This is a genomic window from Aquicoccus porphyridii, assembly GCF_008369105.1.
Lineage (GTDB): Bacteria > Pseudomonadota > Alphaproteobacteria > Rhodobacterales > Rhodobacteraceae > Aquicoccus > Aquicoccus porphyridii.
Map to the genome: position 1 here is coordinate 138,412 of NZ_VINQ01000006.1, position 26,269 is coordinate 164,680.

Sequence of the window (26,269 nt, forward strand, 5' to 3'; positions counted from 1 at the left end):
ACGGTGCATTGGTGATTAACGTGGCGGGGGAGACATGAGAAAAAGGGGAGATACCATGACCACCATGAACCGCCGCCACGCGCTGGGCCTGATGGGAGCCGCGACGGCCGCAGGCACGCTGGCCACGCCCGCGATTTCACAGAACCGCAAGATCACCGTCGGCGCGCTGCGCTTTACCTCGCATTCGGCGAGCTTCATCGGCGTGGATCGCGGCTATTTCGCCGAGGCCGGCCTTGATGTCGAATTGAAGTTCTTCCAGGCCGCACAGCCGATGGCCGTGGCGATTGCCAGCGGGGATGTCGACTACGCGGTCACGGCGATTTCCGGGGGCCTCATCTCGCTGGCCGACAAGGGCGCGATCAAGGTGATCGGTGGCGGGCTTTCGGAAGAGCCGGGCATTGATGGACAAAAGATCCTGGCCTCGGACGCCGCTTACCAAGCCGGGCTGACCAGCCCTGCGCAGCTCGATGGCAAGTCGTTCGGGATGACGACGGCCGGATCGTCGTTTCACTACATGGGGTCCAAGATCGCCGCCGCCGAGGGGGCCACGATGAGCTTCAAGCCGCTGCAAAAGGTGGGCGCCGTCATCGGCGCGCTGAAAACCGGGCAGATCGACGCCTGGTCGATCGTGCCGCATATCGCCAAGCCGCTGGCCGGGTCGGGCGCGGTGCATATCATCGGCGACGTGTCGGATTACATCCCGGATTACCAGGTCACGACGGTCTTTACCTCGACCCAAAACGCGCAGGACGAGGGCGAGATGACCCGCGCCTTCCTTGCCGGGTTCTCAAAAGGGGTGGATGATTACAACAGCGCCATGATCGACAAGGCGGGCGGCGAGGACGGCGTGAACGAGATGGTCGCGCTGATCCACAACTACGTCTATACCGACCGCCCGCTGGACAAGGCGGCGCCGTCGATCATCAACGGCACGATGCGCCTCAACCCCGGTGCGGCGCTCAACATGGCGTCGGTCAGGGATCAGCTCGACTGGTTCAAGTCCGAAGGGCTGGTCGGCGACGTGAGTATCGACCAGCTTGTCGATACGTCCTACGTCAAGACGATGGGCTGAAACATCACGGCGCGGCCCCTGTGCGGGGCCGTGCCAAACCGGCGGAATATCCATGGAATTGCGGTTGAAGAACGTGAGCCACGCCTATGGTGGCACCGAGGTCTTGCGTGACATCACCCTGACCATTCCCGAAGGGAAGATCGTTTGCATCATTGGCCCGTCGGGCTGTGGCAAGTCGACCCTGTTGCGGATGATGGGCGGGCTGGAACAGCCCGATGCGGGCGACATATTGCAGGTGGGTGCGCCGCCCGAGGGGTGTCTCAACCCGCTTACATACGTGTTTCAGGATTTCGCGCTGCTGCCGTGGCGGTCGGTCGAGGGCAATATCGCGCTGGCGCTTGAGGATCACCGGCTGGGTCGGGGCCGGATACGCGAGATCGTGGCCGATGTGCTGGCACGCACCGGGCTTGCGGATTTCGCAGGCGCCCTGCCCCGGCAATTGTCGGGCGGCATGAAGCAACGGGTGGCGATTGCCCGGGCGCTGGCCGTCAACCCGGCGGTGATGCTGCTCGACGAGCCGTTGTCGGCGCTGGATGCGCAGACCCGCGAGTTGTTGATGGATGACCTGATCGGGCTTTGGACGCGCGCGCCCTTTACCGCCGTCTATGTCACACACAACCTGGCCGAGGCGGTGCGGCTCGGTCATGCCATCGTGGTGCTGTCCCGCCGTCCGGGTGCGATCCGCGAGATGATCGAGATCGACGCCCCGCTTGAGGCGCGCGACATGTCCGACCCGGTGCTGGCGGCCAAGCAACAACAGCTTTGGCACCTGATGCGCGACGAGGCACGGGCGGCAGATGCGGAGTTGGCCAATGTCTGAGATTCGCCCGGTTCCTTTCCGGGGCGGAGGGTTCCGCCCGCAGGTGCGCCGCTGGGTCGGGTTGATCGTGTTTGTCCTGCTGATCGCGATTGCCGAATGGGGCACGCGCACGGGGTGGATTTCCAACCTCACCCTACCGCGCCCGTCGGATGTGTTGGCCACGTTCGGTGAGCTTTGGCAGTCGGGGCTGCTTTTCAAGCATCTCTCACCGTCGCTGTCGCGGCTGGCGGTCGGGGCCGTGCTGGGGGTGTCGGTTGGAGTGTCCGTGGGGGTGCTGATCGGGCTTTTTTCCTATGTCCGGGCCGGTCTGGTGCCGGTGGTCGCGGCGCTGTTCCCGATTCCGAAGATCGCGCTTTTGCCGCTGTTCGTGATCTGGTTCGGCATCGACGAGGGGTCGAAATATGCGCTCATCGCCTTTGGTACCTTCACGCCCACGGTGGTGGCAACCTATGGCGCGGTCGACAATGTCGACCGGACTCTGATCCGTATGGGGCAGAGTTTCGGCCTGACATGGTGGTCGATCGTGCGCAAGATCGTGCTGCCCGGTGCCATGCCCGGCATCCTGTCGGGGCTGCGGATCAGTCTTGCCATCGCCATCATCCTGCTGGTCGCGGCCGAGATGCTGGGCGCGGAATACGGCATCGGGGCCTATATCCTCGAAGCCGGATCGCTTTACGATCTTGAACGGCTGTTTGCCGGGGTGGTGATCCTGTCGGCCCTCGGCGTGATCGTTTCGTCCGCCATCACGATGATCGAAAAGCGGCTGTTGCGCTGGCGGGGGTGAACCCGACATCTCGCCCGCATGGCGTGATCAGTTATTGGACCGTGGTGGTCAGACCGACGACCGACCCCAGAAGGCTTGTGACGGTGCGCACCGTCGTCACCGGCGACTCGGTGGCCAGAACGGTATCCTTCGGGTTCACCTGAAACTTGCGCGCGGCGAAAAGCCCGTCGGCACTCGTCAAGTCGAAGGTGAACACAACCTGCTGCATGGTCGGACCCTCGGGATCGACTTGTTCCTCGGTGTAATCGCGCAGCACGAGCACGCCCTTGGGATTGGCACGGCTGTCTGACAGCCCGCCAATGATCGACATCGCCTCGAGCGCGGTGATCTCTTCCTTCTCGAAATAGACCAACTGTTCGGTTCCGGTGGCGCCAAGCGCGGTGAAATAGCGATTGTCCTCTTCGACAAGCACCTTGTCATTGCCGCGCACCAGCACGTTCATGGCTGCATCGGCAAACAGGCTCTCGGCCCGGATTTCATAGGTCTGATCCGCCCGGATCAACCGCACCAGCGGGTTGCGCAGCTCGCTCGAAATGCCGCCTCCCTGTGCAATGAGGCTCAGGATGCTGACATCGCGACCGGCCAGGGGATAGGTTCCGGGATTGGCTACGCCACTGACCAGATCGGCCGAGTTGGCCTGCCCTGACGCATGGGTGATCTGCACCTGCGCATCGGGCGCAATGGGCAGGATTGCATCCTGTATCTGTTGGCGCGCGGTATCAGGCGTCATTCCCGTCACGACGACATCGCCGAGATAAGGCACGAAAACCGTGCCGCTGGGCGATACGACGAGATCAACCATGTTCACCGATTTCTCGGACGGTGACGTCAGAAGCGAATTTTCCTGGCTGTCCCAGATGATAAGGCCGATGCGGTCGCCGTTGCGGATGACCGGGGCGCTGGGAGCGTTCTTGGCAGGCAGCCACCGGTATTCCCCGCTCCATCCCGTTTTCGGCCATGTTGCAATCTCAGGGAGCGCATCGCGCGTGACCTCGACCACCTGGAAGCTGGGGTTTTCCTTGTCTTTCTCGTTGACGACCTCGGACACCATCGCCGCACCGCGCGGCATGGCGCAACCGGTCAGAATGAACAGGGCCATGAAGACAAGAACGAGCTTTGACGAAATCCGCAAAGAACCCCCCGGGTGCCATTGGTAGGTGTTGCACCTGTCTTACATGCTATATGCTGGGTGAGACAACGATTAATACCGTCATGCGGCAATGAGTGGGAAACGTGACAGGGACAACGCAACAACGCGGGCTTCTGGTTCTGGGCGCGAGCGGAAATCTGGGTCGAATGTTGATGCGACACTGGCAGGCGGGTGGGCCAGACGGATGGTCAACTACTTGGCAATACAGGGAAAATCCGCCCGCGAACGGAATAAGATGGCAGCCGGGTGAACCCGCGCCAGCGGCGCTATCGTCGATCGGGGCGGTTCTTGCCCTGTGGGGTGTGACGCCACGAACAAGCGGTGCGACGCCGAGTGACATGGCGGAAAATACCACGCTGGCGATCCGGGCGATGGAGCTTGCCGCGATTCTGGGGGCCGAGCGAGTGCTGCATTGTTCGTCGGCTGCGGTCTACGTGCCCGGCCCCGAACCACTGGGCGAGGACGCAGCGGGGGGCGATATCAACGCCTATGGCCGGGCCAAGCTGGACATGGAACAGGCCATTGCCGACTGGTGCGCGGAACATCCGGGCGGGCCCGGGGCCGTGATCATGCGGATCGCGAACATGTCCGGGGCCGACGCGCTTTTCACCACGATCCAGAACGGCGCGCGCCGCGTCACGCTGGACTGGTTCGCAAGCGGCGAGGGTCCGTCACGCAGCTACATCTCGGTGCGAGGCCTGGCCCAAGCCATTGAAACTCTTCTGGATTGTCCGATTGACCCCGTGCCGATGATCCTCAATGTCGCCACCCAGCCCCCGCTTTCGATGGAGGCCATCGCCCGGGCGGCAGGGTGTGGCGTCGACTGGCGGACGGCGCCCGAGGGGGCGGCGCCGCTGGTGTGGCTCGATACCGGGCGGTTGGAGCGGCTGACCGAGTTGCCGGAGGAAAGCGCCGCTTCGCTGGTCGACGAATGGTGCGATGGGGAGAGTGCGGCGTGACCCCGGCCAAGCGGGGCCTCGATATCGTGCTGGCGCTCGTGCTGGCCGTGCTTCTGGCGCCGTTCATCGCGGGAATCGCGCTCTGGATTCTGCTTCGCGAGGGGCGGCCCGTGTTTTATGTCGCCGAGCGGATGAAGGCCCCGGACCGGCCTTTCATGCTGTGGAAGTTCCGCACCATGACGGTTACCCGGCAGGACAGCGGGGTGTCGGGCGGCGACAAGATCGCCCGGATCACGCCGACCGGGCGGGTTCTGCGGCACACGCGGCTTGACGAATTACCACAGCTTTTCAACATATTACGAGGCGATATCAGCTTCGTCGGACCACGCCCTCCGCTGCGCCACTATGTCGAGCAGTTTCCGGAGCTCTATGGCGAGGTTCTGAAATCGCGCCCGGGGGTGACGGGGTTGGCGACGCTGGCCTATTTCCGCACCGAGGAGCGGCTTCTGGCCGAGTGCAAGACCCCCGAAGAGACCGAGGCGGTCTATACCCGCCGCTGCGTTCCGGCCAAGGCGCGGCTTGACCTGATCTATGCCCGCAACCGCAATATCTGCTATGATCTGCGGCTGATGGTGGCGACGGTATTTCGGCGCCTGCCGTTGCGGACGGCGCGGCGGCGGCGGCAATCTGCCGAGGGTTAACGCGCCCCGAATCGGGGGGGTGACTTCCGGCTGCCGCGCGGCTGCTCCCCGGCTGCCGGGGACGGGCGATGGCGCGGGGTTAACCGGGCGCACGGCGAAACGCCGCCCCCCCGCAACACCGACGCAAGGACATATCGCCCCGGGGCTTGCCCCCGGCGCGCGGCGCGTGACAGTCTGGCGCGACATATCCAAGGAAAAATGAAGGGGACGGGGCATGGCGGAACTCTGGTCGCTGACGGCGAGCGAGATGGCGGCGCGGGTCAAGGGCGGTGACCTCAGCGCGCGCGATCTGACCGAGGCGATTCTCGACCGGATCGGAGCGGCCAACCCGGGCTGCAACGCCATCGTGGCGCGCTGTGACGACGAGGCGCGGACGGCGGCGGATGCGGTCGACAGCGCATTGGCGGCGGGGCAAGACCCCGGGCCGCTGGCCGGGGTGCCGGTGACGATCAAGGTCAATGTCGACCAGAAGGGCCATGCCACCACCAACGGGCTCAGGCTTCAGGAGAACCTGATCGCAGAGAGCGACAGCCCGGTGGTGTCGAACCTGCGCAAGGCGGGCGCGGTGATCGTGGGGCGGACCAACACGCCGGCGTTTTCGCTGCGCTGGTTCACGCGCAATTCACTGCATGGCCACACCACCAATCCGCGCGCGCCGGGGCGCACGCCGGGTGGATCGTCTGGGGGCGCAGCGGCGGCCGTCGTCTCGGGGATGTGCGCCGTCGGCCATGGCACGGATATTGCCGGGTCGGTGCGTTACCCGGCCTATGCCTGCGGCATTCACGGGCTACGCCCGTCACACGGGCGGGTGCCGGCGCATAACGACAGCGGGCCGGACCGCCATATCGGGGCACAGCTCATGGCGGTGTCGGGGCCGTTGGCGCGCTCAATCCCCGATCTGCGGCTGGCGCTGACGGCGATGGCCGCGCCCGATCTGCGCGATCCGTGGTATTCGCAGATGCCCCTGCGCGGGCCGGATGTGCCCCGGCGCATGGCACTTTGCGTGACGCATGACGAGATGCCGGTCGCGCCCGAGATCGAAGAGGCGCTGCGCCGCGCCGCCGAAACGTTCCGCGCGGCGGGATGGCAGGTGGACGAGGTGTCGCCACCGCCGATGCGCGAGGCGATGGAGTTGCAACTCGTCATGTGGCTTTCGGAAATGCGGCGCGGCGCGAGCGAGGCCGTGCGCAAGGAGGGCGACCCGGACGCGATCGCGGTGCATGGCTTCCTCGAAGCGATGACGCCCGCCGCCGATCTCGCCCGGGTGATGGACGTGCTGCAATCGCGGGCGCGGCTGATCCGGGCATGGCGCGCGTTTCTGAGCGACTACCCGGTGATGCTTTGCCCGGTGTCGGGCGAATTGCCGTTCGAGGATCTGCGCGACGTGAAGAGCCAGGCCGATTTCGAGACCATCGCCGAGGCGCAGATGAGCCAGATCGCCCTCCCGTTCCTGGCCCTTCCGGGCCTCACGGTCACGACCGGCGATGCGCGCGGCCTGCCGGTCGGGGTGCAGCTTATCGCCAATGCCTGGCGCGAGGATCTGCTGTTGGATGCGGGCGAGGTGATCGGCGGGGTGGTGCCCGTGGTCTGAGGCCTGCGCGCGCTTCGATGCGGGGATTTTGAGTATTTTTCCCAAGAAAGAGACGGGGCGCGTCCTGTCCCCTTCATCTTGCCGAAAATACTCATCTTGCGACCGTGAGGCAGGCGCCGCCTGACCTGCTTGCAACAGGTCTCACGAAACCGACAGGGATTTGTGAATGGACCGTCATAGCCCCGCGCCCTACTGTGGCGCGCAACCGGGCAAGAGGCCCCGGACCAACGAAACAGGGTGAGACATTTGCGCAAGAGCGACCGGAGCCAGGGGCGGGGATGATCGACGCGGTGATCCTGCCGATGCAGCGCCGTTTGCTGCACCCGCCGGCAAAGGTGTTGGCGCGGCTTGGCGTGTCGCCCGATGCGATCACGCTTGGCGGTTTCGGGATCGGGGTTCTGGCGCTGCCGCTGCTGGCGTTCGGATGTCATGGCGCGGCGCTGGTGGCGATCCTGCTCAACCGGCTTATGGACGGGCTTGACGGGGCGGTGGCGCGGATCACCGGGCCGTCGGAGCGAGGCGCGTTTCTCGATATCGCGCTGGATTTCGTGTTTTATGCGCTGGTGCCGCTGGGGTTCGCGCTGGGTGCGCCGGACGTGAATGCCCTGCCCGCGGCGGTTCTGATCGCGGCCTTCGTGGGCACGGGGTCATCCTTTCTGGCCTTTGCCGCCGTGGCCGCCAGGGAGGGCCGCCCGGCCCCGGCCTATCCGACCAAGGGGATCTATTACCTTGGCGGGTTGACCGAGGGGTTCGAAACCATCGCGTTTTTCATCGTGATCTGCCTTTTCCCGGCGCATTTTCCGGTGTTCGCCTATATCTTTGCCGTCGCCTGTGCGCTCACCACGCTGACGCGGTGGCGGCAGGGCTGGATCGCGCTCGGCACTGCCGACAAGACATCCGTTCGAGACTGAGCCAAGGAGTTACCATGAGATTTGCCCTGATCCTGACCGTGATCGCGTCGCTTTTCGCCCGGCCCGCGCTGGCCGATGATTGGCAAGAGGTGCTGGACGCGGCGCGCGGCCAGACCGTTTACTGGAACGCGTGGGGCGGCGACGAGCGCACCAATGCCTTCATCGACTGGGTCGGTCGCGAGGCCGAGCGGCGCCACGGGGTGCGCATCAATCATGTCCGGCTAAGTGATACGGCCGAGGCGGTGACGCGGGTGATCTCCGAGCGCGCGGCGGGCAGGGATAGCGGCGGGTCGGTCGATCTCATCTGGATCAACGGGCCGAATTTCCTGGCGATGAAGGAACAGGAGCTGCTGTTTGGCCCGTTCGTCGAGCGGCTGCCCAATGCGCGGTTTGTCGACCTGTCGCCGGGGGCGCCTGCGGCGCTTGATTTCACCGTGCCGGTGGAGGGGATGGAGAGCCCGTGGCGGCTGGCGAAATTCGTGTTCAACTATGACAGCGCGAGGGTCGAGGCACCCCCCGCGACGATGCGCGATTTCGTGGCGTGGGCCGAGGCCAATCCGGGGCGGTTCACCCATCCCGATCCGTCGAATTTCATGGGAGCGACATTCCTCAAACAGGCGCTGATCGAGTTGGCGCCGGATCGCGATGTGTTGCTGGAACCGGTGAGCGACGAGAGTTTTGCCGCGCAGGTCGCGCCGCTTTGGGAGTGGTATGACGCGCTGCGCCCCAACATGTGGCGCGGCGGCACGGCGTTTCCGGAGAACCAGTCGGTGCAGCAGCAGTTGATGAACGATGGCGAGGTGGACATCGCGATGTCGTTCGATCCGGCCTCGACCGCCGCCGCGATCGCGCAGGGGCTGTTGCCCGAGAGCGCGCGGGTCTTCGTGCCCGAGGGGGGAACCATCGGCAATGTGAGTTTCGTCGCGATCCCCTATAACGCCGCCCATGCCGAAGGCGCGATGGTGGTGGCGAACCTGCTTCTCGACCCCGAGGTGCAGGCGCGGATGCAGAATATCGAGGTTCTGGGCTCGTTCTCGGTGCTCGATCCGGCGCGGCTCGATGCGGCCGCACAGGCGCGGTTCGACGCCCTGCCCAGTGCCCCGGCGCTGCCCGGGCTTGACGAGCTTGGCCCGACATTGCCCGAGCCGCATGCGAGCTGGATGACGCGGCTGACCGAGGAATGGGCGCGGCGTTACACGCGGTGAGCGGGGTCGCGCCCTCCAGTCCGGGCCGGGCGCTGCGGCTTGTCGTGCTGCTGGCGGTGGCGGGCGGGGTGATCCTGCCGATCCTTGCCGGCCTATGGGAGACGGCGCGCGCGGGGTTCGGGATATTACCCGCGATTGGTGCCGAAACGCTTTCGCTTGACCCGTGGCGGATGCTGGCCGACCTGCCGGGGCTCGGCACGAGCCTCAAGCTCACGCTGCTGACCGGGCTGGGGGCGACGGCGCTGGCACTCGTCCTTGCGGCGGGGACATGTGCGGCGGTGCATGGCCGGATGAGCGTGCGCGCGGGGGGGCGGTTGCTGACCCCGTTCCTCGCCGCGCCGCATGCCGCCGTGGCCATCGGCCTTGCCTTCGTGCTGTCGCCCTCGGGCTGGATCGCGCGGGCGCTGGCGCCGCTTGCCGGGTGGGACCGGCCGCCAATGCTGATCACGGTGAACGATCCCTGGGGTGGGGCGCTGATCCTCGGACTTCTGGTCAAGGAGGTGCCGTTCTTGTTGCTGGTGATGCTGTCGGCGCTGAGCCAGATCGCGGTGGCGCGGCATATCGCGATCGGGCGAGCGCTGGGCTATGGCCGGGGGATCGTGTGGGTCAAGGTGATCCTGCCGCAGGTCTGGCCGCTCATACGGCTTCCGGTGATGGTGGTGCTGGCCTATTCGCTTTCGGTGGTCGACATGGCGCTGATCCTCGGGCCGTCGAACCCGCCGACGCTGGCGGTGATGCTGCTCAGGCTCTTTTCGGCGCCCGATACGGCGATGCTTCTGCCCGCCTCGGCGGGGGCGGTGCTTCAGGGCGTTCTGGTGGCGCTGTCCTTTGGATTGTTACTGCTCGTCGAGCGGGGGGGGAAGCGCGTCGGGCTGTGGTGGCTCAGGCGCGGCGGGCGCGGGCTTTCGGCGGAGCCGGGGCTGATGCTCACCAGCGGGGTGACGGCGACGGTGATGATCGCCGGGGCGCTGGGTATGCTGGCGCTTGTGGTGTGGTCGCTGGCGTGGCGTTGGTCGTGGCCCGGGATGCTGCCCGAAAGCTGGTCGCTCAGGGCATGGATGGCCCCCGGCACGGGCTGGGGTCGGGCACTGTGGCATACCGTGTTGCTGGCCTTTGCGACCACGGGGCTTGCACTGGCGCTGGCGGTGGCGTGGCTCGAAGGCGAGGACCGGGCGCGGATGCGGCGGGCGCGCTGGGCCGAGGCGCTGATCTATCTGCCGCTTCTGGTGCCGCAGATCGCGTTTCTTTACGGGCTGAACGTGCTGTTCCTGCGATTCGACCTGTCGGGGGGCATGGCGGCGGTGGTCTGGGCGCAGGCGCTGTTCGTGTTTCCCTACGTGATGATCGCGCTGTCGGACCCGTGGCGGGCGCTCGATCCCGGATTGCCGCGGGCGGCGGCAGCGCTGGGTGCGGGGCCGTGGCGCAGGCTCTGGGCGGTGAAGCTCCCTGTGCTGCTCACGCCGCTTTTGACCGCGGCGGCGATCGGCGTGGCGGTGTCGGTGGCGCAATACCTGCCGACGCTCTTCATGGGGGCGGGGCGGATCGCGACCCTGACCACCGAGGCGGTGACATTATCATCATCCTCGGATCGGCGGGTGACGGGGGTTTACGCGACGCTTCAGGCGGGGCTGCCTTTTGCAGTCTATGCCGCGGCGTTCCTCATCCCGGTGCTGGCGCATCGCAACCGTCGCGGATTGCAGGGCGGAGGGCCGGGCGCATGACGCTGGAGATCACGGGGCTTTCGGTGCGTTTCCGGAACGAGCCGCCATTGTTCGCGCCGCTCGACCTGCATGTTGCGGCGGGCGAGGTGACCACGGTGATGGGGCCATCGGGGATCGGCAAATCGACGCTTCTCGACGCGATCGGCGGGCATCTGGTGGCGGGATTCACGATGACGGGGTCTGTGCGGCTTGATGGACAGGAGGTCACGCATCTGCCGCCCGAGGCGCGGCGCATCGGGTTGATGTTCCAGGATGCGGCGCTGTTTCCGCATCTGTCGGTGGGTGACAACCTTGCCTTTGGCCTTGCGCGCGAGATACGCGGGCGGGCGGCGCGGCGCGCAGCGGTCGAGGCGGCATTGGAGCAGGCCGGGCTGGCCGGTCTTTACGAGCGCGACCCGGCAACGCTTTCGGGTGGGCAGCGGGCGCGGGCGGCACTGATGCGCACGTTGCTGGCCGATCCGCAGGCGCTTTTGCTCGATGAACCGTTTTCCAGGCTCGACGCGGCGCGGCGGGCCGCGATGCGGGATTTCGCGTTCGCCCATATCCGCGACCGGGCGATTCCGGCGCTCATGGTTACGCATGATCCGGCGGATGCCGAGGCCACGGGCGGGCCGGTTCTGAGCCTGACCACGGAGATGCCCGGTGGATGACGGCCAGCCGTCATGCCGCCGGTCAGAGCCCCCTATTCGAGCGGCGCCCCGGCCAACAGGGCCTCGACCCGGCGCCGGGTATCGGCGCTTGCATCGACGCTTTTGCGCGAGAATTCGAGCGGTGCGGTTTTGTCTGGAATTTCGGCCACGTCGCCATCGGGCGCGGGAAAATTGCCATCGGGTGCCAGCGCGAAATCCCGTTTCGCCTCGCTTATCGTTGCGCGCAGCCTGTCGGCGCGCGCGCCTTCAAGCCCCGATAGATCGGCCTCGGCCCTGTCGGCATGTCCAAGGTGGAGATATGCCTCGGCGCGCAGGAGCCTGCCCTCTTGCGTGTCCTGCCCGCGAAACCGGGGGCCCAGAAGATCGACAGCCGCATCGGGAAACCCGAGCGCGACAAGCCGCTTTGCAGCCTTGAAAACGGTCCCCGGAGCGAGTTCGTTCACGGCATCCGGTGACAGGGTGAGAACGGCGGACAGGAATACCGGGTCGGGTGCCTTCCTCGAGATGCGATCATGCAGGAAGTCCTGCGCCTGTCGAAAGGCATCGCCGCCGATATTCGCCCTCAGCCCCGCCAACTCGTCCAGGGCTTCCGCATATGCGCCCGACAGGGCCAGCGCGACAACCGTGGCAAAATGAAGATCCGGCAACAGGTCGCTCTTGGCATGCTCCTTGCGGAGAATCCGCGCCATTTGCGCGGTGTCATAGTCGATCGACCCATCCTCGCCCATCTTGAGGGACACCAGTTCGATCATGGCCCTTGGCGAGGTTTCGTAACTCTGTTCCGTCAATCCTGTCAGCGTCGCATATGCATCATCCTTGCGGTTCTCGTCCTTCTGGACCAGGGCGGAGGCCAGTTGCGCGTTTGAATCCGCGGCCACGCCGCTCCGAGCGGCGATCCTGAGAACCTCTCCCGCGTCCTCCAGCATGTCGAGGGACCGAAACCTTTCGCTCAGGTTCCCGGCAAGGTGCGAGCGCAACGCGGCGGGCAGCCGGTCAAAGGCCATCAACACGGGCGACGGATCGAACCCGCGGCCGACCTCGCCTGCATCATGGCTCAGCATCGACCAGAGCGCGGCCGCATTGTCGCAAGAAAGCGCACCCGCGAACATGTTCTCTCCCGAGATCGTCCCGGTTTCGATGAGCGCCGCGATGTTCTTCAAATAATCGGCATTCTCGACGAATTCGTCGAGAATCACCCGCGCCTCGGACCCGAAGCCGAAGAAGATGTAGGCCTTTGCCAGTTCCAGGGCGATGTCGTGCCTCGAACGATCGAATTCTCCGTAAAGTTCCGATCTGAGCCGTCCGACAGACGCCGAGAAATGCCCGTCGCGCGCCCAATCCGTTATATTCAGATCCTTTTCTTTCAGGCACGCCTCTTCCTTGGCTGCGGTCATCGCGGCGAGCCTGTCTTGTGGTTCAAACGGCGCCGCGCCGTTGCGAATGGCGAGGTTCACGCCCTCGGGGCGTTGTTCTTCTGCGGCATGACGCGTGGCGTTCATGAGGGAACGCATATCATTCTCCGGGGGCGGCACGTTCGCGTCGGTATCGGGCCGGTCCACCGTTTCGCGGGATGTTGAACGAGGCGCTTCGAGGGTCCGGTTTTGCGCATCGTTCTCCTTTTCATTGCCCTCGTCGGCCTGTTTCGGCCCGTCACCATACGCCGCCGGTGTCGTCTCGGGCTTTGCGCCGATGACTGCGGTGTCGATCCAGAATGTCGTGAGAAAATCGATCTGCCTTTCTCTACCAGGGGTGTTTTGGTTTCCAGACCGGCGTTCCCTGATATCGACAACGAGCATCGTGTCGTCGAAGAGGAAGGCCTCGGCCCCGCATTCGCAATTCAAGCCGACCTCTAGAACACCGCCCTGTCGCCCCTGTTCAATGGTGCCGATCCGGGTTGCATTCAACCTCGACAGGGCGGCGGACAGATCGAATGTCAGATCGTCACCCTCGACCATCAACTCGAATCTTTTTTCATGCTCGACCACCCGCCACGCGAGGCGGCGCGGAAGATCGAGGGCCAGCCGGGTAAAACCTTCATGCTCTCCGCCGCGAACCCGGATCGTTTCGCCCATCGCGGCTTTGGCGGTCATGCAGCAGGTCGCCAGCAGGATCAGGGATAGCCACTTTCGCGGGAAAAGCGCCATTTTCAGGCTTCCTTCCTGAGTTCCTTGAGCGATTTCTCAAGCTCGGAAAAGCTGGGACGGCGGTTGACGGGAATGTTCTGACGGCCCACCTCGATACAGATGTTGGCCGAATGGTTGTGGAGGTTCGCGATAAGAATTTCGCGGATCAGGTGATAGAAATGCTCATCCTCCTCGACCACGTTCTTGACCTTGGATGAAAACGGACCGACGAAGCCGTAAGACAGGAAAACGCCCAGGAATGTGCCGACAAGGGCGCCACCGATCATCTTGCCGAGGATTTCCGGCGGTTGGTCGATCGCGCCCATGGTCTTGATGACACCGAGCACCGCGGCGACGATGCCAAGCGCGGGCAACCCATCCGCCATGTTCTGGAGCGCGTGGCTGGAGTGCAGGGAATGATGGAGGTTCGCCTCCATTCTCTTGTCGAGCACCTCTTCGACCTGATGGGGGTCGTCATAGTTCATCGACGCGGAACGCAAGGTGTCGGCGATCAGTTCTATCGCCTCCTTGTCGGTGACGATCTTGGGGTATTTCTGGAAAATCGCACTGTTTTCAGGGTCTTCTATGTGCTCCTCGATCGCGACGGGACTGGTTCGGGCCAGCCTGATCAATTCGTAGAGCAGGCAGATGAGATCGCGGTAATCCCCGGGTTTCCAGTCCGGCCCCCTGAACACCTTCTTGATGTCCTTGAGTGTCTTCTTGACCGCGTGGAAATCGTTGGAAATCAGAAAGGCGCCGGTTGCCGCGCCGCCGACCATCATCAGCTCGAAGGGCAATGCCTTCATGATGATGCCAAGGTTTCCGCCCGCAAGCAGATAGCCCCCGAAGACCATGCAGACAACCACGCCTATGCCGACAATTCCGTTCATCCCTCATATCTCCGCTGCTGCGCCAACCCAAGGGCATCAAGAAATTGCATGGCCCTGCCCCCGTCGTTCATTTCGTCGGGCCAAGTGCACTTCGCCCTGCCAGTATCGCGCTGATGGAATAGGCGCGCTCGGCACTCAGGCCCGCCAGTATCCCGGCCGCCGCCCCGGGCTTCATTCGGGCCAGAAACCCGGCGGAAAACTCCGGGTCCATCTGTTCGAAAAGCGCGGCCGCGTCTTTTGACTTCATGTTTTCATAAACCGCCGTGAGCGTTTCCAGATCGCGTTCCGAGGCGCCATCGACGACGTCGATCGTGCGTTTCAGTTCCGCTTCCGCGGTTTTCAACTCGGCCAGGCGCTGTTCGATCGTGCGTTCCGCCAAGGCGAGATCCTGCAACCGTTTTTCCAGTTGCTCTTCGCGCTGCTTCAATCGGTTCTCTTTTTTTGCCAGTGCTTCGAGAACGGCGTTCACCTCGTCATCCGGCAATCTCATGGTCGCGGGGGTATCGGGTTTGCCCGCCTCGATCTCTGGCTGTTGCTCGGTTTGCTCGGCCAGAACGCTGCCCACGTTCGTGCCGAGGCGCAGCACGCCGGAGGCCACAAGAAAGCATGCAACAAGGAACAGGGCCCTGCCGACCGGCCGGATGCGTCGGCCGGATTTCCGGGGCCGCCTGGCAATGGCAACCATGGCCTAGTCCTTTCCGTTTGCGTGCCTGAGAAATACCGGCTCGGACGTGTCCGATTGCGATTCCCTTGGCTCTTCCGCGTCTTCGGTGAGGTCATGCATGGATGCCAGCAACAGCTCCAACCGCTTGGCGGCCAGCTCGGCCCGGTCGGTCAGGCCGGAAATCGATTCGGCGGTGGAGGAGGCCGCATCCCTCACCTCGCTCAGCGTCGAGGTGAGATCGTCGACCTGCATCGAGAGCAGGGCCACGGCCTGGCCGACCCCGGATTCGAGGTCATTGAACTGTGCAAGGCGCCTTGCGATGAGGAAACAGTATATCCCGGCCCCCAACGCACCTGCGACCAATAGAATATCCGCGACGAATTGCATTGAAGCCCCCTAGATTACCGCAAATTCCACAATGAGAAGATCATTGACCCTGCCCTGTCCGATGACCGCCTTGATCCGTCGCAGGATATGCCCCCGGATCCGGACAAGCGCGGCCGCATCCGAGATGTCGGTGTAATCCAGCGCCCGCAAATATCCGTTAATGACATCCGTAATTCGCGGAAGGAACCGGGTCACATCGGCCTCGAATTCGGTTGGCACTTCGAGTTGTGCGCGAAACCGAAGGTGCCGGTCCTGCCCGTCGACCCGAAGCTGAACGACAATCGGTTCGACGGGCACGAAACGGACATCCGGCATATCGCCGGCTTGATGTTCCTTCGCCTCGAATCGCCCGTCATCGGGATTCGACCCCGAAGGGATGTAACCGGAATAGGCGGCATAAAACCCGCCGCCCGCACCGATAAGACCGATGGCCAGGCCCAGCAAAAGAACGGCTTTCGAGCCTTTCTTCTTGCCGCCTTCATCGGCGTCTTTGTCTTCGTCTTGCGCGTCCGCCATGGAAATCCCCGACCGTTGTGATGACGACAGAATAGCAAGCGGCCCCTAACCGATTCTTAATCAAGATCTGGAACAAATTGCGTCCAAAGGGACCCCCTTCCAAAGGCCCGGAGACGTATATGCAGCACCTGAAGAACCTGTGGCTATCGCTGGACACGCGCAAACAGATCATTGCCATCCTGGGCGGGCTTGCCGTCATGGCAACGCTGTTCGCGATTTACCAGGTTGCCACCAAACCCGGCATGAGTTTGCTCTATTCCGGCCTCGAGGATCGGGCATCCGGTGACGTGATACAGGCGCTTGAGGCCAAGGCCGTCGCCTATGAAATTCGCGGCGACAGTATTTTTGTCGATACGTCGCGGCGCGATGCGCTTCGCATGAGTCTGGCCAGCGAGGGGCTGCCGGGCATTACCAGCACGGGCTATGAGGTGTTGGACGGGCTGAACGGTTTTGGCACCACGTCCCAGATGTTCGATGCCGCCTATTGGCGCGCCAAGGAAGGCGAGTTGGCGCGAACGATCATCTCGAGCCCGATGATCGCGAGCGCCCGGGTTCATATCGCGACATCGCTGCGAAGGAACGTGTTCAGGGATTCCGAACCAAGCGCGTCCGTCTCCGTGATCACGTCGGGTGGCACGTTGCCGGCGGGTCATGCCAAGGCGCTGAAATACCTGGTGGCATCGGCTGTTGCCGGTCTTGCGCCCGAGAATGTCGCCATCGTTGATGGCCAAGGGGGGCTGATTGATGCCTCTGACTCCCAGAACACGGCCAATCTTGCGGATCAAAGAGCGGAGATCCTGCGTGGCCGTATTCAGAACCTGCTCGAGGCCCGGGTCGGCCACGGAAATGCCGTGGTGGAAATCAGCGTCGAAACGGTCACCGAAAGCGAAACCATACAGCAAAAGCAGATTGATCCGGACAGCCGCGTGGTGATCAGCACGGATTCCGAAGAGACCGTCAACACATCCACCAACGCAGACGATACCTCGGTCGGCGTTGCCTCGAACCTGCCTGACGGCGATGCATCTGCACAGCAGAAAAGCGCGAGCAACGAGAACAGGACGCGCGAGCGGATCAATTACGAGATATCCGAAACCGAGCGCAGGATCGTCAGGGAACCGGGCGCGATCAAGCGCCTGAGCGTCGCCGTCCTGGTCAACAGCGCGCTTGGCCCCGATGCGCCGGACGGTCAGGAAAATCCGCAAAGGTCGGATGCGGAACTGTCGCACCTGAGGGAGTTGGTCGCATCTGCGGTGGGATACGATGAACAACGCGGGGACATGATCACGATCAAGGCGATGGAGTTCCAGTCGCCGGGCCCGCTTGGCACCGGATCGAACACATCACTGATCGAAAAGTGGGGCATTGACGTCATGTCGCTGGCCAGGCTCGGGATCCTGGCTTTGACCGCGCTTGCCCTGGCGCTCTTTGTGCTGCGGCCGATCCTGACGGGCGCGCGGCAGAACGCCGGGGTATTGGCGCCGCCGACAGCGCCGCCGGATCGCGGAAGTGCATCACGACAGGAGGCGATGGCCGCCTTGACCGGTGAGATCGACGACTCGCCGAGAAACACCAACGCCATGGAACTGCTGCCATCGGACCGCGCACGCATGGGCGGCGCGATTTCGGATCAGCCCGGCGAAGACCCGGTTGAACGCCTGCGGGCCATGATCGACGAGCGAAAGGAGGAAACCGTTGAAATACTGCGCAACTGGCTCGAACCGAGAGAGGAGGATGCATGATGGGTATTTCGCATCTCCTGGAGTCATTCGACACGGCAAACAGCGAGCGAAGCCAGGTCATATCGCTCACCGAGGTCGGCCTGGAAGAGAACAGGCTCGAAGCCTTCGAGGAGGGATACAAGGCGGGTTGGGATGACGCGATCAAATCGCAATCGGACGACAAAACCCAGATATCCCAGGATTTCGCGCAGAACCTCCAACAGATTTCATTCACCTATCACGAAGCGCAGGCCGAGATCCTGAAATCCCTCAAGCCGGTCCTCGAGGAAGTTGCGGGGGTTCTTCTGCCGGATATCGCACGCTCGAATTTCGGGGCACATCTCTTGTCGGAAGTGACGAAACTGACCGACGCCGCCACCCGGCATGACATCGAAATCGTCGTCTGTCCGGCAAACATAGCCGCGCTGGAGTCGATCCTGAGCCAGCGCGATATGTCCCCGATCAAGCTCTCGAGCGAGGACAACCTGGGCGAGGGGCAGGCCTATATCCGGCTGAACGGGATAGAGCGGCACATCGATCTCGACGCCGCGATGAACGGCATTCGTGCGGCGATCGACGGATATTATCAACAACTGGAAACCGAGGCGATGAAGGAGACGGGGAATGCCGGATAACAACGAGGCCCGGGATCAGGCCAATCCGCAAAACGATATGTTCTCGGTGATCCCGATCGAGGTCACGGTCTCGGTCGGCCGGGCGCGCCCGATGATCCGTGATCTTCTTGCCCTGGGCGAGAATTCCATTCTTTCGCTGGATACCCGCGTCGACGATCCGGTCGAGCTTTTCGTGGGCGGTCGATTGATCGCGCGGGGCGAGCTGGAAGAACTCGAAGGTGAGGATGCGGGCCAACTGGGTGTGCGCCTGACAGAGATCATCAAGCAAAGCGGCAGCTTCAGATGACCGGACGCCGGTTTTTCCGAATCCTCGCCATTTCCCTTGTTGCATTGCACGCGCCATCAATCCCGATGGCACAAGAGTTGTCCATTGCCCTTGGCGAAAACGGTTCGATCACCGGCACGTCCGTTCAACTCATCGCGCTGATCACCATATTGAGCGTGGCACCCGGCCTCGCAATCATGCTCACCTGCTTTCCGATGATCGTCACCGTCTTGTCGATCCTGCGGCAGGGCATCGGGTTACAGCAATCGCCGCCGAACATCTTCATCGTGAGCCTTGCGCTTTTCCTGACCTATTTCGTCATGGAGCCGGTCTTTCAGGACGCATGGCGCTTGGGGATCTCGCCGATGATCTCGGAGGAGATCGACGCCGAGGCAGGACTGACACGGGCGCTTGGCCCGTTTCGCGACTTCATGGCCGGGCGTCTGGATTTCTCCACGTTCGAGGCCTTGGCGGCGCTGCGCCCCGACTATTCAGAGGCACAGGATCTTCGGGATTCGCCCTTGTCGATCCTGATTCCCAGTTTCCTGCTGTCCGAAATTTCACGCGCCTTCCAGATCGGCTTTCTTGTCTTTCTGCCATTCCTGATCATCGACATCGTGGTGGCCGCCGTTCTGATGTCGATGGGCATGATGATGGTCCCGCCCGCGCTGGTTTCGCTGCCGTTCAAGCTTTCGTTCTTCGTGCTCGCAGATGGTTGGAGCCTGATATCGGCCAGCCTCGTCAGCGGGTATCTCTAGCAGGATGTCAGGGTTCATGCCTTCGCGCGCAAAACCCGGGCGAAACAGGTGACTGACCCTAACGGCGGCCTTCTCTCAGCCAAGCGATCAGGAGCAGGCCGGATGCGAGCAGGAGCGACAACCACGCGGGCAACAGGACGAGGGTTTTCATGTCTTTTACATCATATGCCTCGCGCGGGGTGACGCCGAGCCAGCCGCGCCCATTCGCCGGGCGACCCGCCTTGACCGTTCTGATGGTTGGCATCCCCTCGCTCAGGCGCTTTGCGCCGCCACGAGTCGCGTCCAGAACGGGTTGAACCCAATCCGCACCGGACACCGTATCGACGAATTCGCGCGGCGAGACCGGCCCAAGACCGACCAGCGCGGACAACTCTCCGTCGGACATCCGGTAAAGCCCGATCTCGTCGCCTTCGACGGTGCCCTCGAACACGCCCGGCGCGGTTTCGACAAGCCGATGTTCAGAGGATTCGCCATCCGGCGACGTGACCGTGACCGGCGCGGCCTCGTCGGCCAGCGTGCGCCGGGTCATCCTGATATCCTTGCCGACGGGCTCGGCACCGAGCATCTCTTCCTCAAGCTCGGGCTCTTTCATCATCCAGTGCGCCAGACGCCGCAACAATTCCAGTTGCGGCCCCCCGCCTTCGAAACCACGGCTCCAGAGCCAGGCATGATCCGAAGCCATGAGCGCGATCCGGCCCTCGCCGACCCGGTCGAGGATCAAGAGCGGTGCATTCTCGTACCCATCCATGACGACATGACCGCCGCGCTCGTCCACCGGTGTCACCTCGATCTGGCGCATCCAGCGGCCCCAGTCGGCGCCCTGCTCCGATGCGCCCAGTTCCGACGTGACGGGGTGGCGCTTGCCGATATCACTCACCTTGGGGCGATAACCCTGCTCGATCACCCGTGCCGTGGGGCTGGCCGGGAGAACCTCGGAGAGGGGGGAGCGGAAGATGCTGTCGGCACTGGCGAAATCCGGCCCCGCCGCGACGAGAACGGCGCCGCCCTCTTCGATATATCGGCGCACATTGTCGAGATAGACGGATGGCAGGATGCCGCGCCGCTTGTAGCGATCGAAGACGATCAGGTCGAAATCGTCGATCTTTTCGATGAACAATTCCCGCGTGGGAAAGGCGATGAGGGAAAGCTCTCCGACCGGGACACCGTCCTGTTTCTCCGGTGGTCTGAGGATCGTGAAATGCACGAGGTCGACGGAACTGTCGGATTTCAGCAGGTTGCGCCATGTCCGGCTGCCGGGATGCGGCTCGCCCGAGACGAGAAGGACGCGCAAGCGGTCCCTGACGCCGTTGATCTGCACCAGGGCGATGTTGTTTCGCTCCGTCAGTTCGCCCTCGGTCTCGGGGGTCGAGATCTGAAACACATTGCGACCAGTGTGATTGATCCGGATCGGGATGTCGATGGAACGGCCGACCGGGACATCGAGAGTGATCGGCGGCGCACCGTCCACCGACACTTCGAGCGGGGCCAGGGACGAGCCGTCAGGAACCGCACCGGTATCGTCGATCCGGACGGTGAGCGTGACTTCCTCGTCGAGAATGGCAAAGGCCGGCGCGGTTTCGACAACGACACGCCGATCCCAGTCGGAGGGTTCACCGGTCAGCAGCAGATGCATTGGCGCGGACAGGTCGGGGACGTTCTCGATATCGTGAATCCGGCCGTCGCTGATCAGGAAGATGCCGGAGATCCTTGAGCGTGGCTCCTTGTTCAGGGCCCGGGTGAGCGCGGTCATGACCCGGGTTCCGCTATCCCCGGCCCCGTCGCCCACGTCGACGCGGCGGATCTCGGTATTGCCGAGGTTCGAGAGGCGGGTTTCGATCTCCTCGAAGGCGGTTTCGGTCTGCTCTGCGCGGTCTCCGAGGGTCTGGCTGGCGCTGTTGTCGACCACGACGATGGCGATATCGCTCAGGGTCTGTCGCTCCTCTTGCTGGATGCGTGGAGACAGCAAGGCCAGGATCACGACACAGGCCCCGAGCGCCCGGAACAGCCAGCCCGACAGGCCACGCCAGACGGCCAGACCAAGGAGAAGGGCCGTGATCAGCGCCAGCGCGGCGATGATCGGCCATGGCAGAAGCGGTATGAAAATGACCGATGTGTTCATTGGCCCAACCTGTCCAGAAGCGCGGGCACATGGACCTGGTCGGATTTGTAGTTGCCGGTCAGCACATACATGATCAGGTTGACCCCGAAGCGATAGGCCATTTCACGCTGGCGATCCCCGGCAAGGCCACGCCCCACCGGGTAGACCGGGTTTCCACGGTCATCCATCGCCCAGGCCGCCGCCCAGTCGTTGCCGCCGATGACGACCGGCGTGACGCCGTCGTTGAGATTGCGGAACGGCATGCCCTCGACCTGTTCGGCGTCAGGTGGCGACGCCTCGACCCAGATGTCGCGATTGCGGTATCGCCCCGGGAATTCCTGCAACAGGTAAAAGGTGCGCGTGAGCACGTGATCGGAAGGCACCGGCTCGATCGGCGGGATGTCGAGCGGCCGCGCCAATTGCTGAAGCTTGCGGCCATTCGGGCTTGCCGTGCCATAGCCCGAGATGTCGCCGTCGCGCGTGTCGAACAGGATCATCCCGCCCGAGCGCAGATACTGGTTGAGTTTTTCATAGGCGCTGTCGGATGGGCGGGACTGTTCGGGGGTGATCGGCCAGTAAAGAAACGGATAAAAGGCCAGTTGATCCTGTTCGAGGTCCACGCCGACCGGTGCCCCCGGCTCGACCGAGGTGCGCCGAAAGAGAGTTGTCGAAAGGCCCACGAGGCCCGCGCGCGCCGTGTCATCGAGGGTGCTGTTCCCGGTCAGGACATGCGCGAAAACAACGCGGGAGGCGGCCTCGATCGCGCGCTCATCATCGGCCATGGCCTGGGGCGGCACGATCAGGATCGCCACCGCCACGATGCCCGCGGCCCCGGCGCCGCGCGCCAGGGAAAGCCGCCCCGAGAGGGCCAGCGAGGCGAGGATATCGAGACCAAGCAGGACTAGCGACAGGGCAAGGAACCACCCCGCGAGCGGTTGCTCGGGACTGCGCGTCATGCCCAGAACGCGGGCGCCCTCGGGCCAGCTCATCGCGGCCAGTTGATCCTTGGCACCAAGGACATTGCGCGACACGGCCCGGTCGCCCCGTTGATAGAGACCCGCCCGCATCTCGGGGCCGAGGGTCTGGGCGACAAGCGCCTCACCATCGACTCCGGGCAAGGTGCTGCCGTCTTCGAGCCTGCCATATCCGTCAAGCACGACGACCGGCTGCCAGAAGGTGCCCGAAAGATCCTGCGGCTCGCTGGGGGTGTTGAAGGTGGCGACCGAAAGACGGTCAAGCATGTCGACGAACAGCCCCGACAGTGGCAAGGTCGACCATTCGGCATTGGCCGTGACATGAAAGAACGTCACCCGCCCGGCCCCCATCGCCTTGCTCGTGACAAGGGGGGTGTCATCGCTCAGCCGCGCGAACACACGATCCGACAGTGACGGGTCGGGCTGGGCCAGAACCTGCGCATTCACGGTAACATCGGAAGGGATGTCCAGCCCGGCGAAGGGCGACTCGTCGTCGAATGGCGCAAGTGTCTTGGGCTCGCCCCAGCTCATCGCGCCGCCGACGGTGCGCCCGCCCGCGCGCAGCCTGACCGGCATCAGCGGATGTTCGTTCTGGCGGCTGATGTCACTGGCCGCGATGCGCGGGCCGGCAAAGCGCAAAAGCAGCCCGCCATCCTCGACCCATGCGGTCAGGGCGGCCTCGTCATCGGGGGCAAGCTCGGCGATATCGGCAAGGATCACCACGTCGGGGTTGGCGGGCAGAACCTCGCCCAGCGCCCCTTCGAGGAGGTCCGCATTCGGTTCCAGGGCGTTGCGCAGGAAATGCAGCGGTGACAAGAGTTCAAGCCCTTCGCGATTCTCGCGCGTGGAGATGAGCGCCACCTCGCGACGTCCGAGGCTGTCATCGCTGAGCGCCACGGCACCGGCGCTTTCGACCCCCTTGAGGGTCAGTCGCGACACCCGGCCACGCATCTCGGCAGGGAGCGACAGGCTTTCGGTCACGAGTGATTGATCGGGCTCGAACGCCAGTTCCTGCTCGGCGAGGACCGCCTCGGTTCCGTTCGGATCGGTTCCGATGAACTGTACCGTGACCGGCTGGCGCGTTCCGGTGGCCGATCGTGACAGGGTGAATTCGACCGCGCCGTCCTTGTAACGTGGCGCGGCGATGGCCTGCACCGGCCGGTTCGACTCAAGGATCGTGGTGCGCCCGTAGCCCTCGAACCTGTCGAAAAGCGCCGCGCGCCCGTCACGCTCCAACCCGTCGGAGAGCCAGACGGTTTCGATGTCGCCACCCTCGGGCAGCAGTTCGGCAAAGCGCTCCATCCGCTCGGGCGTGGGCAGCCAAGGGACCGGGTGCAGCCCCGCCAGGGTATTGCGCAAGTCGGATGCCGAAACGAACACCGGCGCTTCGGGCCGGGTCAGGAGGGTCACCGCCGCCGCGCGCCCCGCCCGGCTGGCCTCGGTCAAGAGTTCATCGACCTTTTGCACCCGCGCATCCCAGTCATCGGCACTGGCCCAGCCGCCATCCATCACCACCAGTAGCGGCCCCTGCCCCGCCGGGCCGCGCTCTTCGGGGTTGAGCACCGGACCGGCCAGCCCGATGATGATCGCCGCCACCGCGAGCGTCCGCAACAGGAGCAGCCACCAGGGTGTGCGGTCCGAGATGTTGTCATCATCCTTGAGACCCAGAAGAAGGGTGACGGCCGGGAAGCGCCTGCGGATCGGGGCCGGGGGCACGGCGCGGAGCAGAATCCAGAGCACCGGCAGCGCGAGAAGTGCAAGAAGCAGCCACGGGGCGGTAAAGGCGAGCGCACCTATCATCGGTGCGCCCCGTCTATCGCCTGATACAGCCAGAGCAGCGCGGATTGCGCGCTTTCGCTGGTGTGGTGGCAATGATAGCGCCACCCGACCACGGCGCACATCGCCTCAAGCTCGGCCTTTCGGCGGGTCAGTCTTTCGAGATAGTTTTCGCGCAGTTCGGATGCCTTGAGCGTTTCATGCGAGAGCGATCCCGCGACGCTTTCGAAAACGGTGCGGCCCCGGAACGGGAAGCTCTCTTCGGCCGGGTCGAGCACCTGAAACAGGATGCCGCGCACGCCGCGATCCGCCGCATCGGTGAGCGCCGACAAAACGGGTGCGGTATCGGCAAGGAAATCGGACACGAACACCGCGGAGGCATGGGGAATCAGGCCGCGAATATCGGGAGCGGCATAATCGACATCCTGATCCTCGGACAAGGACAGGGCCAGTCGGGTGATCTGGACCTCGCCGCGACGCGGGGGCAACAACCCGCCCAGGAGGCCGACCCGCTCACCCGAGCGCAACAGCATGATGGAGAGCGCGAGGCCGATCAACCGGGCGCGGTCGGCCTTGTCCGGCAGGGCATCCGAGCTTGCAAAGCGCATCGAGGCCGCCGGGTCGATCCAGAGCTGGACGCTTTGCGCGATCTGCCATTCCTTTTCGCGCACGAACTGTGCGTCGGAGCGGGCCGAGCGCCGCCAGTCGATCATCCGCCGCGAATCCCCGGCCTGCATCGGGCGGTATTGCCAGAAATCATCGCCCTGCCCCGCCCGGCGGCGCCCATGCTCGCCCATGAGGACGGACCCGGCCAGGTGATTGGCACGGGCAAGCAGATGCGGGAAGCGGGACGCTTCCTGCTCGGCCGTCTGCTTGAGAGAGGGCAGGCTCTGGCTCACGCCGCGACCTCGTGGCGCAGGACATCGCGCGCGGTGGTCTCGATGAGGTCGGTCAGGCTGTCGCCGCGGGCACGGGCGGCGAAATTGAGCGCCATGCGATGGGTCAGAACCGGGCGCGCCATGGCGAGGATATCATCGGGCCCCGGTGCCAGTCGCCCTTCGAGCAGGGCACGCGCCCTGACCGTGAGCATCAGCGCCTGCGCGGCGCGCGGACCGGGGCCCCATGCCACGCTGGTGCGGATGGTTTCGCTGGCACTCGGGTCGTCGGGCCGGAAGGCACGGACCAGATCGAGGATCTGTTCGACGATGGCATCCCCCACCGGCATCCGCCGCAAGAGGTTTTGCGCCGCGATCAGGTCGGCCGCGGAAAACACGTTCTGCGCCTCCTCTTCGGTCTCGCCGGTCGTTGCCATAAGGATGGATTTCTCAGTGTCCCGATCCGGGTATTCGACATCGATCTGAACCAGGAACCGGTCGAGTTGAGCCTCGGGGAGCGGATAGGTGCCTTCCTGTTCGATCGGGTTTTGCGTGGCGAGGACGTGAAACGGCACATCAAGCGAGCGATCTTTGCCCGCGACGGTGACACGCCGCTCCTGCATGGCCTGAAGAAGGGCGGATTGCGTGCGCGGGCTGGCGCGGTTGATCTCGTCGGCCATGAGAAGCTGGCAGAACACGGGCCCTTCGATGAACTTGAAGCCGCGGCTGCCGTCGACCCCGGTCTCCAGAACCTCGCTACCCAGGATGTCCGAAGGCATGAGGTCGGGGGTGAACTGAACCCTGTTTCCCTCAAGTCCCATCACCGTCGAAAGCGTCTCGACAAGGCGGGTCTTGCCAAGGCCCGGCAGCCCGATCAACAGCCCGTGACCACCGCAGAGAAGCGCCGAAAGCGTCAGGTCGACAACCGTTTCCTGGCCGATGAAGCGCCGCGTGATCGACGCTTTGGCACGGGCAAGCCGCTCTTCGAGCGCCTCGATCTCGGGGACGAGGGTTTCGGAAAGGGACATGGAAAAACTCCTGCAATTCGGATAGGCTCGGGCCGAGTGTAACGCGCGAAACAGG

24 protein-coding genes are annotated in these 26,269 nt (G+C 64.2%); 14 read left to right on the forward strand and 10 right to left on the reverse strand.

Features of this window, described 5'->3' with window-relative positions; translation table 11 throughout:
* Positions 1 to 55: 55 nt before the first annotated feature.
* The 3 genes from FLO80_RS10380 to FLO80_RS10390 are packed head-to-tail and all read left to right on the forward strand — an operon-like array spanning position 56 to position 2,676.
* The gene (locus tag FLO80_RS10380; RefSeq protein ID WP_111368085.1) at positions 56 to 1,072 is read left to right on the forward strand and encodes an ABC transporter substrate-binding protein; all 1,017 of its coding nucleotides are present in this window, start codon (positions 56 to 58) and stop codon (positions 1,070 to 1,072) included.
* 52 nt (positions 1,073 to 1,124) lie between these two features.
* Entirely contained in the window at positions 1,125 to 1,892 is a 768-nt protein-coding gene (locus FLO80_RS10385) for an ABC transporter ATP-binding protein (RefSeq protein ID WP_111368088.1), read from the forward strand.
* Positions 1,885 to 2,676, forward strand: coding sequence for an ABC transporter permease (locus FLO80_RS10390; RefSeq protein ID WP_111368091.1), 792 nt, complete (start codon positions 1,885 to 1,887; stop codon positions 2,674 to 2,676). Before FLO80_RS10385 ends, FLO80_RS10390 begins: the two co-directional genes overlap by 8 nt.
* 31 nt (positions 2,677 to 2,707) lie before the next feature.
* On the opposite strand, the gene FLO80_RS10395 is transcribed toward FLO80_RS10390, so the two are convergent.
* Positions 2,708 to 3,775, reverse strand: a complete 1,068-nt coding sequence (locus FLO80_RS10395; protein WP_111368094.1) for a polysaccharide biosynthesis/export family protein — start codon at positions 3,773 to 3,775, stop codon at positions 2,708 to 2,710.
* A 134-nt stretch (positions 3,776 to 3,909) separates the two neighbouring features.
* Between FLO80_RS10395 and FLO80_RS10400 the strand changes: the two genes are divergently transcribed.
* From FLO80_RS10400 to FLO80_RS10430, 7 genes are all read left to right on the forward strand, one after another.
* On the forward strand, positions 3,910 to 4,785 hold the full coding sequence (locus FLO80_RS10400; protein ID WP_146611059.1) for an NAD-dependent epimerase/dehydratase family protein: 876 nt from the start codon (positions 3,910 to 3,912) through the stop codon (positions 4,783 to 4,785).
* A complete protein-coding gene (locus FLO80_RS10405) occupies positions 4,782 to 5,426 on the forward strand; it encodes a sugar transferase (protein ID WP_111368207.1) in 645 nt (214 codons plus the stop codon). Before FLO80_RS10400 ends, FLO80_RS10405 begins: the two co-directional genes overlap by 4 nt.
* Positions 5,427 to 5,640: 214 nt before the next feature.
* Entirely contained in the window at positions 5,641 to 7,017 is a 1,377-nt protein-coding gene (locus tag FLO80_RS10410; RefSeq protein WP_111368100.1) for an amidase family protein, read from the forward strand.
* A gap of 278 nt (positions 7,018 to 7,295) precedes the next feature.
* Positions 7,296 to 7,928, forward strand: coding sequence for a CDP-alcohol phosphatidyltransferase family protein (locus FLO80_RS10415; protein ID WP_111368103.1), 633 nt, complete (start codon positions 7,296 to 7,298; stop codon positions 7,926 to 7,928).
* Between the two features lie 14 nt (positions 7,929 to 7,942).
* Entirely contained in the window at positions 7,943 to 9,133 is a 1,191-nt protein-coding gene (locus tag FLO80_RS10420; protein ID WP_111368106.1) for an ABC transporter substrate-binding protein, read from the forward strand.
* A complete protein-coding gene (locus FLO80_RS10425; RefSeq protein ID WP_111368109.1) occupies positions 9,109 to 10,854 on the forward strand; it encodes an ABC transporter permease in 1,746 nt (581 codons plus the stop codon). The genes FLO80_RS10420 and FLO80_RS10425 overlap by 25 nt, the downstream gene beginning before the upstream one ends.
* Positions 10,851 to 11,504: an ATP-binding cassette domain-containing protein gene (locus FLO80_RS10430; RefSeq protein ID WP_111368112.1), complete on the forward strand. Its 654-nt coding sequence runs from the start codon at positions 10,851 to 10,853 to the stop codon at positions 11,502 to 11,504. Before FLO80_RS10425 ends, FLO80_RS10430 begins: the two co-directional genes overlap by 4 nt.
* A 32-nt stretch (positions 11,505 to 11,536) precedes the next feature.
* Here FLO80_RS10430 and FLO80_RS10435 read toward each other — a convergent pair whose 3' ends face one another.
* The 5 genes from FLO80_RS10435 to FLO80_RS10455 form a co-directional block, all read right to left on the reverse strand.
* Positions 11,537 to 13,648, reverse strand: coding sequence for a hypothetical protein (locus FLO80_RS10435; protein WP_111368115.1), 2,112 nt, complete (start codon positions 13,646 to 13,648; stop codon positions 11,537 to 11,539).
* Between the two features lie 2 nt (positions 13,649 to 13,650).
* A complete protein-coding gene (gene motA, locus FLO80_RS10440) occupies positions 13,651 to 14,517 on the reverse strand; it encodes a flagellar motor stator protein MotA (RefSeq protein WP_111368117.1) in 867 nt (288 codons plus the stop codon).
* 67 nt (positions 14,518 to 14,584) lie between these two features.
* Complete coding sequence (locus tag FLO80_RS10445; protein ID WP_246156648.1) at positions 14,585 to 15,115, reverse strand: MotE family protein; 531 nt, start codon at positions 15,113 to 15,115, stop codon at positions 14,585 to 14,587.
* Between the two features lie 90 nt (positions 15,116 to 15,205).
* Positions 15,206 to 15,568: a hypothetical protein gene (locus FLO80_RS10450; RefSeq protein WP_111368122.1), complete on the reverse strand. Its 363-nt coding sequence runs from the start codon at positions 15,566 to 15,568 to the stop codon at positions 15,206 to 15,208.
* Between the two features lie 9 nt (positions 15,569 to 15,577).
* Positions 15,578 to 16,084: a flagellar basal body-associated FliL family protein gene (locus FLO80_RS10455; protein ID WP_111368124.1), complete on the reverse strand. Its 507-nt coding sequence runs from the start codon at positions 16,082 to 16,084 to the stop codon at positions 15,578 to 15,580.
* A 119-nt stretch (positions 16,085 to 16,203) separates the two neighbouring features.
* Between FLO80_RS10455 and fliF the strand changes: the two genes are divergently transcribed.
* The 4 genes from fliF to fliP all read left to right on the forward strand — a co-directional run bounded on the left by fliF (position 16,204) and on the right by fliP (position 19,463).
* Positions 16,204 to 17,826, forward strand: a complete 1,623-nt coding sequence (gene fliF, locus FLO80_RS10460; RefSeq protein WP_111368126.1) for a flagellar basal-body MS-ring/collar protein FliF — start codon at positions 16,204 to 16,206, stop codon at positions 17,824 to 17,826.
* Positions 17,826 to 18,440: a FliH/SctL family protein gene (locus tag FLO80_RS10465; RefSeq protein WP_146611060.1), complete on the forward strand. Its 615-nt coding sequence runs from the start codon at positions 17,826 to 17,828 to the stop codon at positions 18,438 to 18,440. The genes fliF and FLO80_RS10465 overlap by 1 nt, the downstream gene beginning before the upstream one ends.
* A complete protein-coding gene (locus FLO80_RS10470; RefSeq protein ID WP_111368132.1) occupies positions 18,430 to 18,726 on the forward strand; it encodes a FliM/FliN family flagellar motor switch protein in 297 nt (98 codons plus the stop codon). The genes FLO80_RS10465 and FLO80_RS10470 overlap by 11 nt, the downstream gene beginning before the upstream one ends.
* Before the next feature lie 65 nt (positions 18,727 to 18,791).
* On the forward strand, positions 18,792 to 19,463 hold the full coding sequence (fliP, locus tag FLO80_RS10475; protein WP_439328716.1) for a flagellar type III secretion system pore protein FliP: 672 nt from the start codon (positions 18,792 to 18,794) through the stop codon (positions 19,461 to 19,463).
* A 58-nt stretch (positions 19,464 to 19,521) separates the two neighbouring features.
* On the opposite strand, the gene FLO80_RS10480 is transcribed toward fliP, so the two are convergent.
* From FLO80_RS10480 to FLO80_RS10495, 4 genes are read right to left on the reverse strand one after another with little or no spacing between them, the layout of a single operon-like run.
* Positions 19,522 to 21,582 (reverse strand): hypothetical protein, encoded by a 2,061-nt coding sequence (locus FLO80_RS10480; protein WP_111368137.1) that lies wholly within the window; start codon positions 21,580 to 21,582, stop codon positions 19,522 to 19,524.
* On the reverse strand, positions 21,579 to 24,335 hold the full coding sequence (locus tag FLO80_RS10485; protein WP_111368140.1) for a DUF4159 domain-containing protein: 2,757 nt from the start codon (positions 24,333 to 24,335) through the stop codon (positions 21,579 to 21,581). The genes FLO80_RS10480 and FLO80_RS10485 overlap by 4 nt, the downstream gene beginning before the upstream one ends.
* Entirely contained in the window at positions 24,332 to 25,210 is an 879-nt protein-coding gene (locus FLO80_RS10490; RefSeq protein ID WP_246156649.1) for a DUF58 domain-containing protein, read from the reverse strand. The genes FLO80_RS10485 and FLO80_RS10490 overlap by 4 nt, the downstream gene beginning before the upstream one ends.
* Positions 25,207 to 26,214, reverse strand: coding sequence for an AAA family ATPase (locus FLO80_RS10495; RefSeq protein ID WP_111368142.1), 1,008 nt, complete (start codon positions 26,212 to 26,214; stop codon positions 25,207 to 25,209). The genes FLO80_RS10490 and FLO80_RS10495 overlap by 4 nt, the downstream gene beginning before the upstream one ends.
* Positions 26,215 to 26,269 lie beyond the last annotated feature (55 nt).

Bases quoted from the DNA above. Each gene is read 5' to 3' on its own strand.
- FLO80_RS10380 (WP_111368085.1), top strand. From the start codon at position 56: ATGACCACCATGAACCGCCGCCACGCGCTGGGCCTGATGGGAGCCGCG.
- FLO80_RS10385 (WP_111368088.1), top strand. From the start codon at position 1,125: ATGGAATTGCGGTTGAAGAACGTGAGCCACGCCTATGGTGGCACCGAG.
- FLO80_RS10390 (WP_111368091.1), top strand. From the start codon at position 1,885: ATGTCTGAGATTCGCCCGGTTCCTTTCCGGGGCGGAGGGTTCCGCCCG.
- FLO80_RS10395 (WP_111368094.1), bottom strand. From the start codon at position 3,775: ATGGCCCTGTTCATTCTGACCGGTTGCGCCATGCCGCGCGGTGCGGCG.
- FLO80_RS10410 (WP_111368100.1), top strand. From the start codon at position 5,641: ATGGCGGAACTCTGGTCGCTGACGGCGAGCGAGATGGCGGCGCGGGTC.
- FLO80_RS10415 (WP_111368103.1), top strand. From the start codon at position 7,296: ATGATCGACGCGGTGATCCTGCCGATGCAGCGCCGTTTGCTGCACCCG.
- FLO80_RS10420 (WP_111368106.1), top strand. From the start codon at position 7,943: ATGAGATTTGCCCTGATCCTGACCGTGATCGCGTCGCTTTTCGCCCGG.
- FLO80_RS10425 (WP_111368109.1), top strand. From the start codon at position 9,109: ATGGGCGCGGCGTTACACGCGGTGAGCGGGGTCGCGCCCTCCAGTCCG.
- FLO80_RS10430 (WP_111368112.1), top strand. From the start codon at position 10,851: ATGACGCTGGAGATCACGGGGCTTTCGGTGCGTTTCCGGAACGAGCCG.
- FLO80_RS10435 (WP_111368115.1), bottom strand. From the start codon at position 13,648: ATGGCGCTTTTCCCGCGAAAGTGGCTATCCCTGATCCTGCTGGCGACC.
- motA (WP_111368117.1), bottom strand. From the start codon at position 14,517: ATGAACGGAATTGTCGGCATAGGCGTGGTTGTCTGCATGGTCTTCGGG.
- FLO80_RS10450 (WP_111368122.1), bottom strand. From the start codon at position 15,568: ATGCAATTCGTCGCGGATATTCTATTGGTCGCAGGTGCGTTGGGGGCC.
- FLO80_RS10455 (WP_111368124.1), bottom strand. From the start codon at position 16,084: ATGGCGGACGCGCAAGACGAAGACAAAGACGCCGATGAAGGCGGCAAG.
- fliF (WP_111368126.1), top strand. From the start codon at position 16,204: ATGCAGCACCTGAAGAACCTGTGGCTATCGCTGGACACGCGCAAACAG.
- FLO80_RS10465 (WP_146611060.1), top strand. From the start codon at position 17,826: ATGGGTATTTCGCATCTCCTGGAGTCATTCGACACGGCAAACAGCGAG.
- FLO80_RS10470 (WP_111368132.1), top strand. From the start codon at position 18,430: ATGCCGGATAACAACGAGGCCCGGGATCAGGCCAATCCGCAAAACGAT.
- fliP (WP_439328716.1), top strand. From the start codon at position 18,792: ATGGCACAAGAGTTGTCCATTGCCCTTGGCGAAAACGGTTCGATCACC.
- FLO80_RS10480 (WP_111368137.1), bottom strand. From the start codon at position 21,582: ATGAACACATCGGTCATTTTCATACCGCTTCTGCCATGGCCGATCATC.
- FLO80_RS10485 (WP_111368140.1), bottom strand. From the start codon at position 24,335: ATGATAGGTGCGCTCGCCTTTACCGCCCCGTGGCTGCTTCTTGCACTT.
- FLO80_RS10495 (WP_111368142.1), bottom strand. From the start codon at position 26,214: ATGTCCCTTTCCGAAACCCTCGTCCCCGAGATCGAGGCGCTCGAAGAG.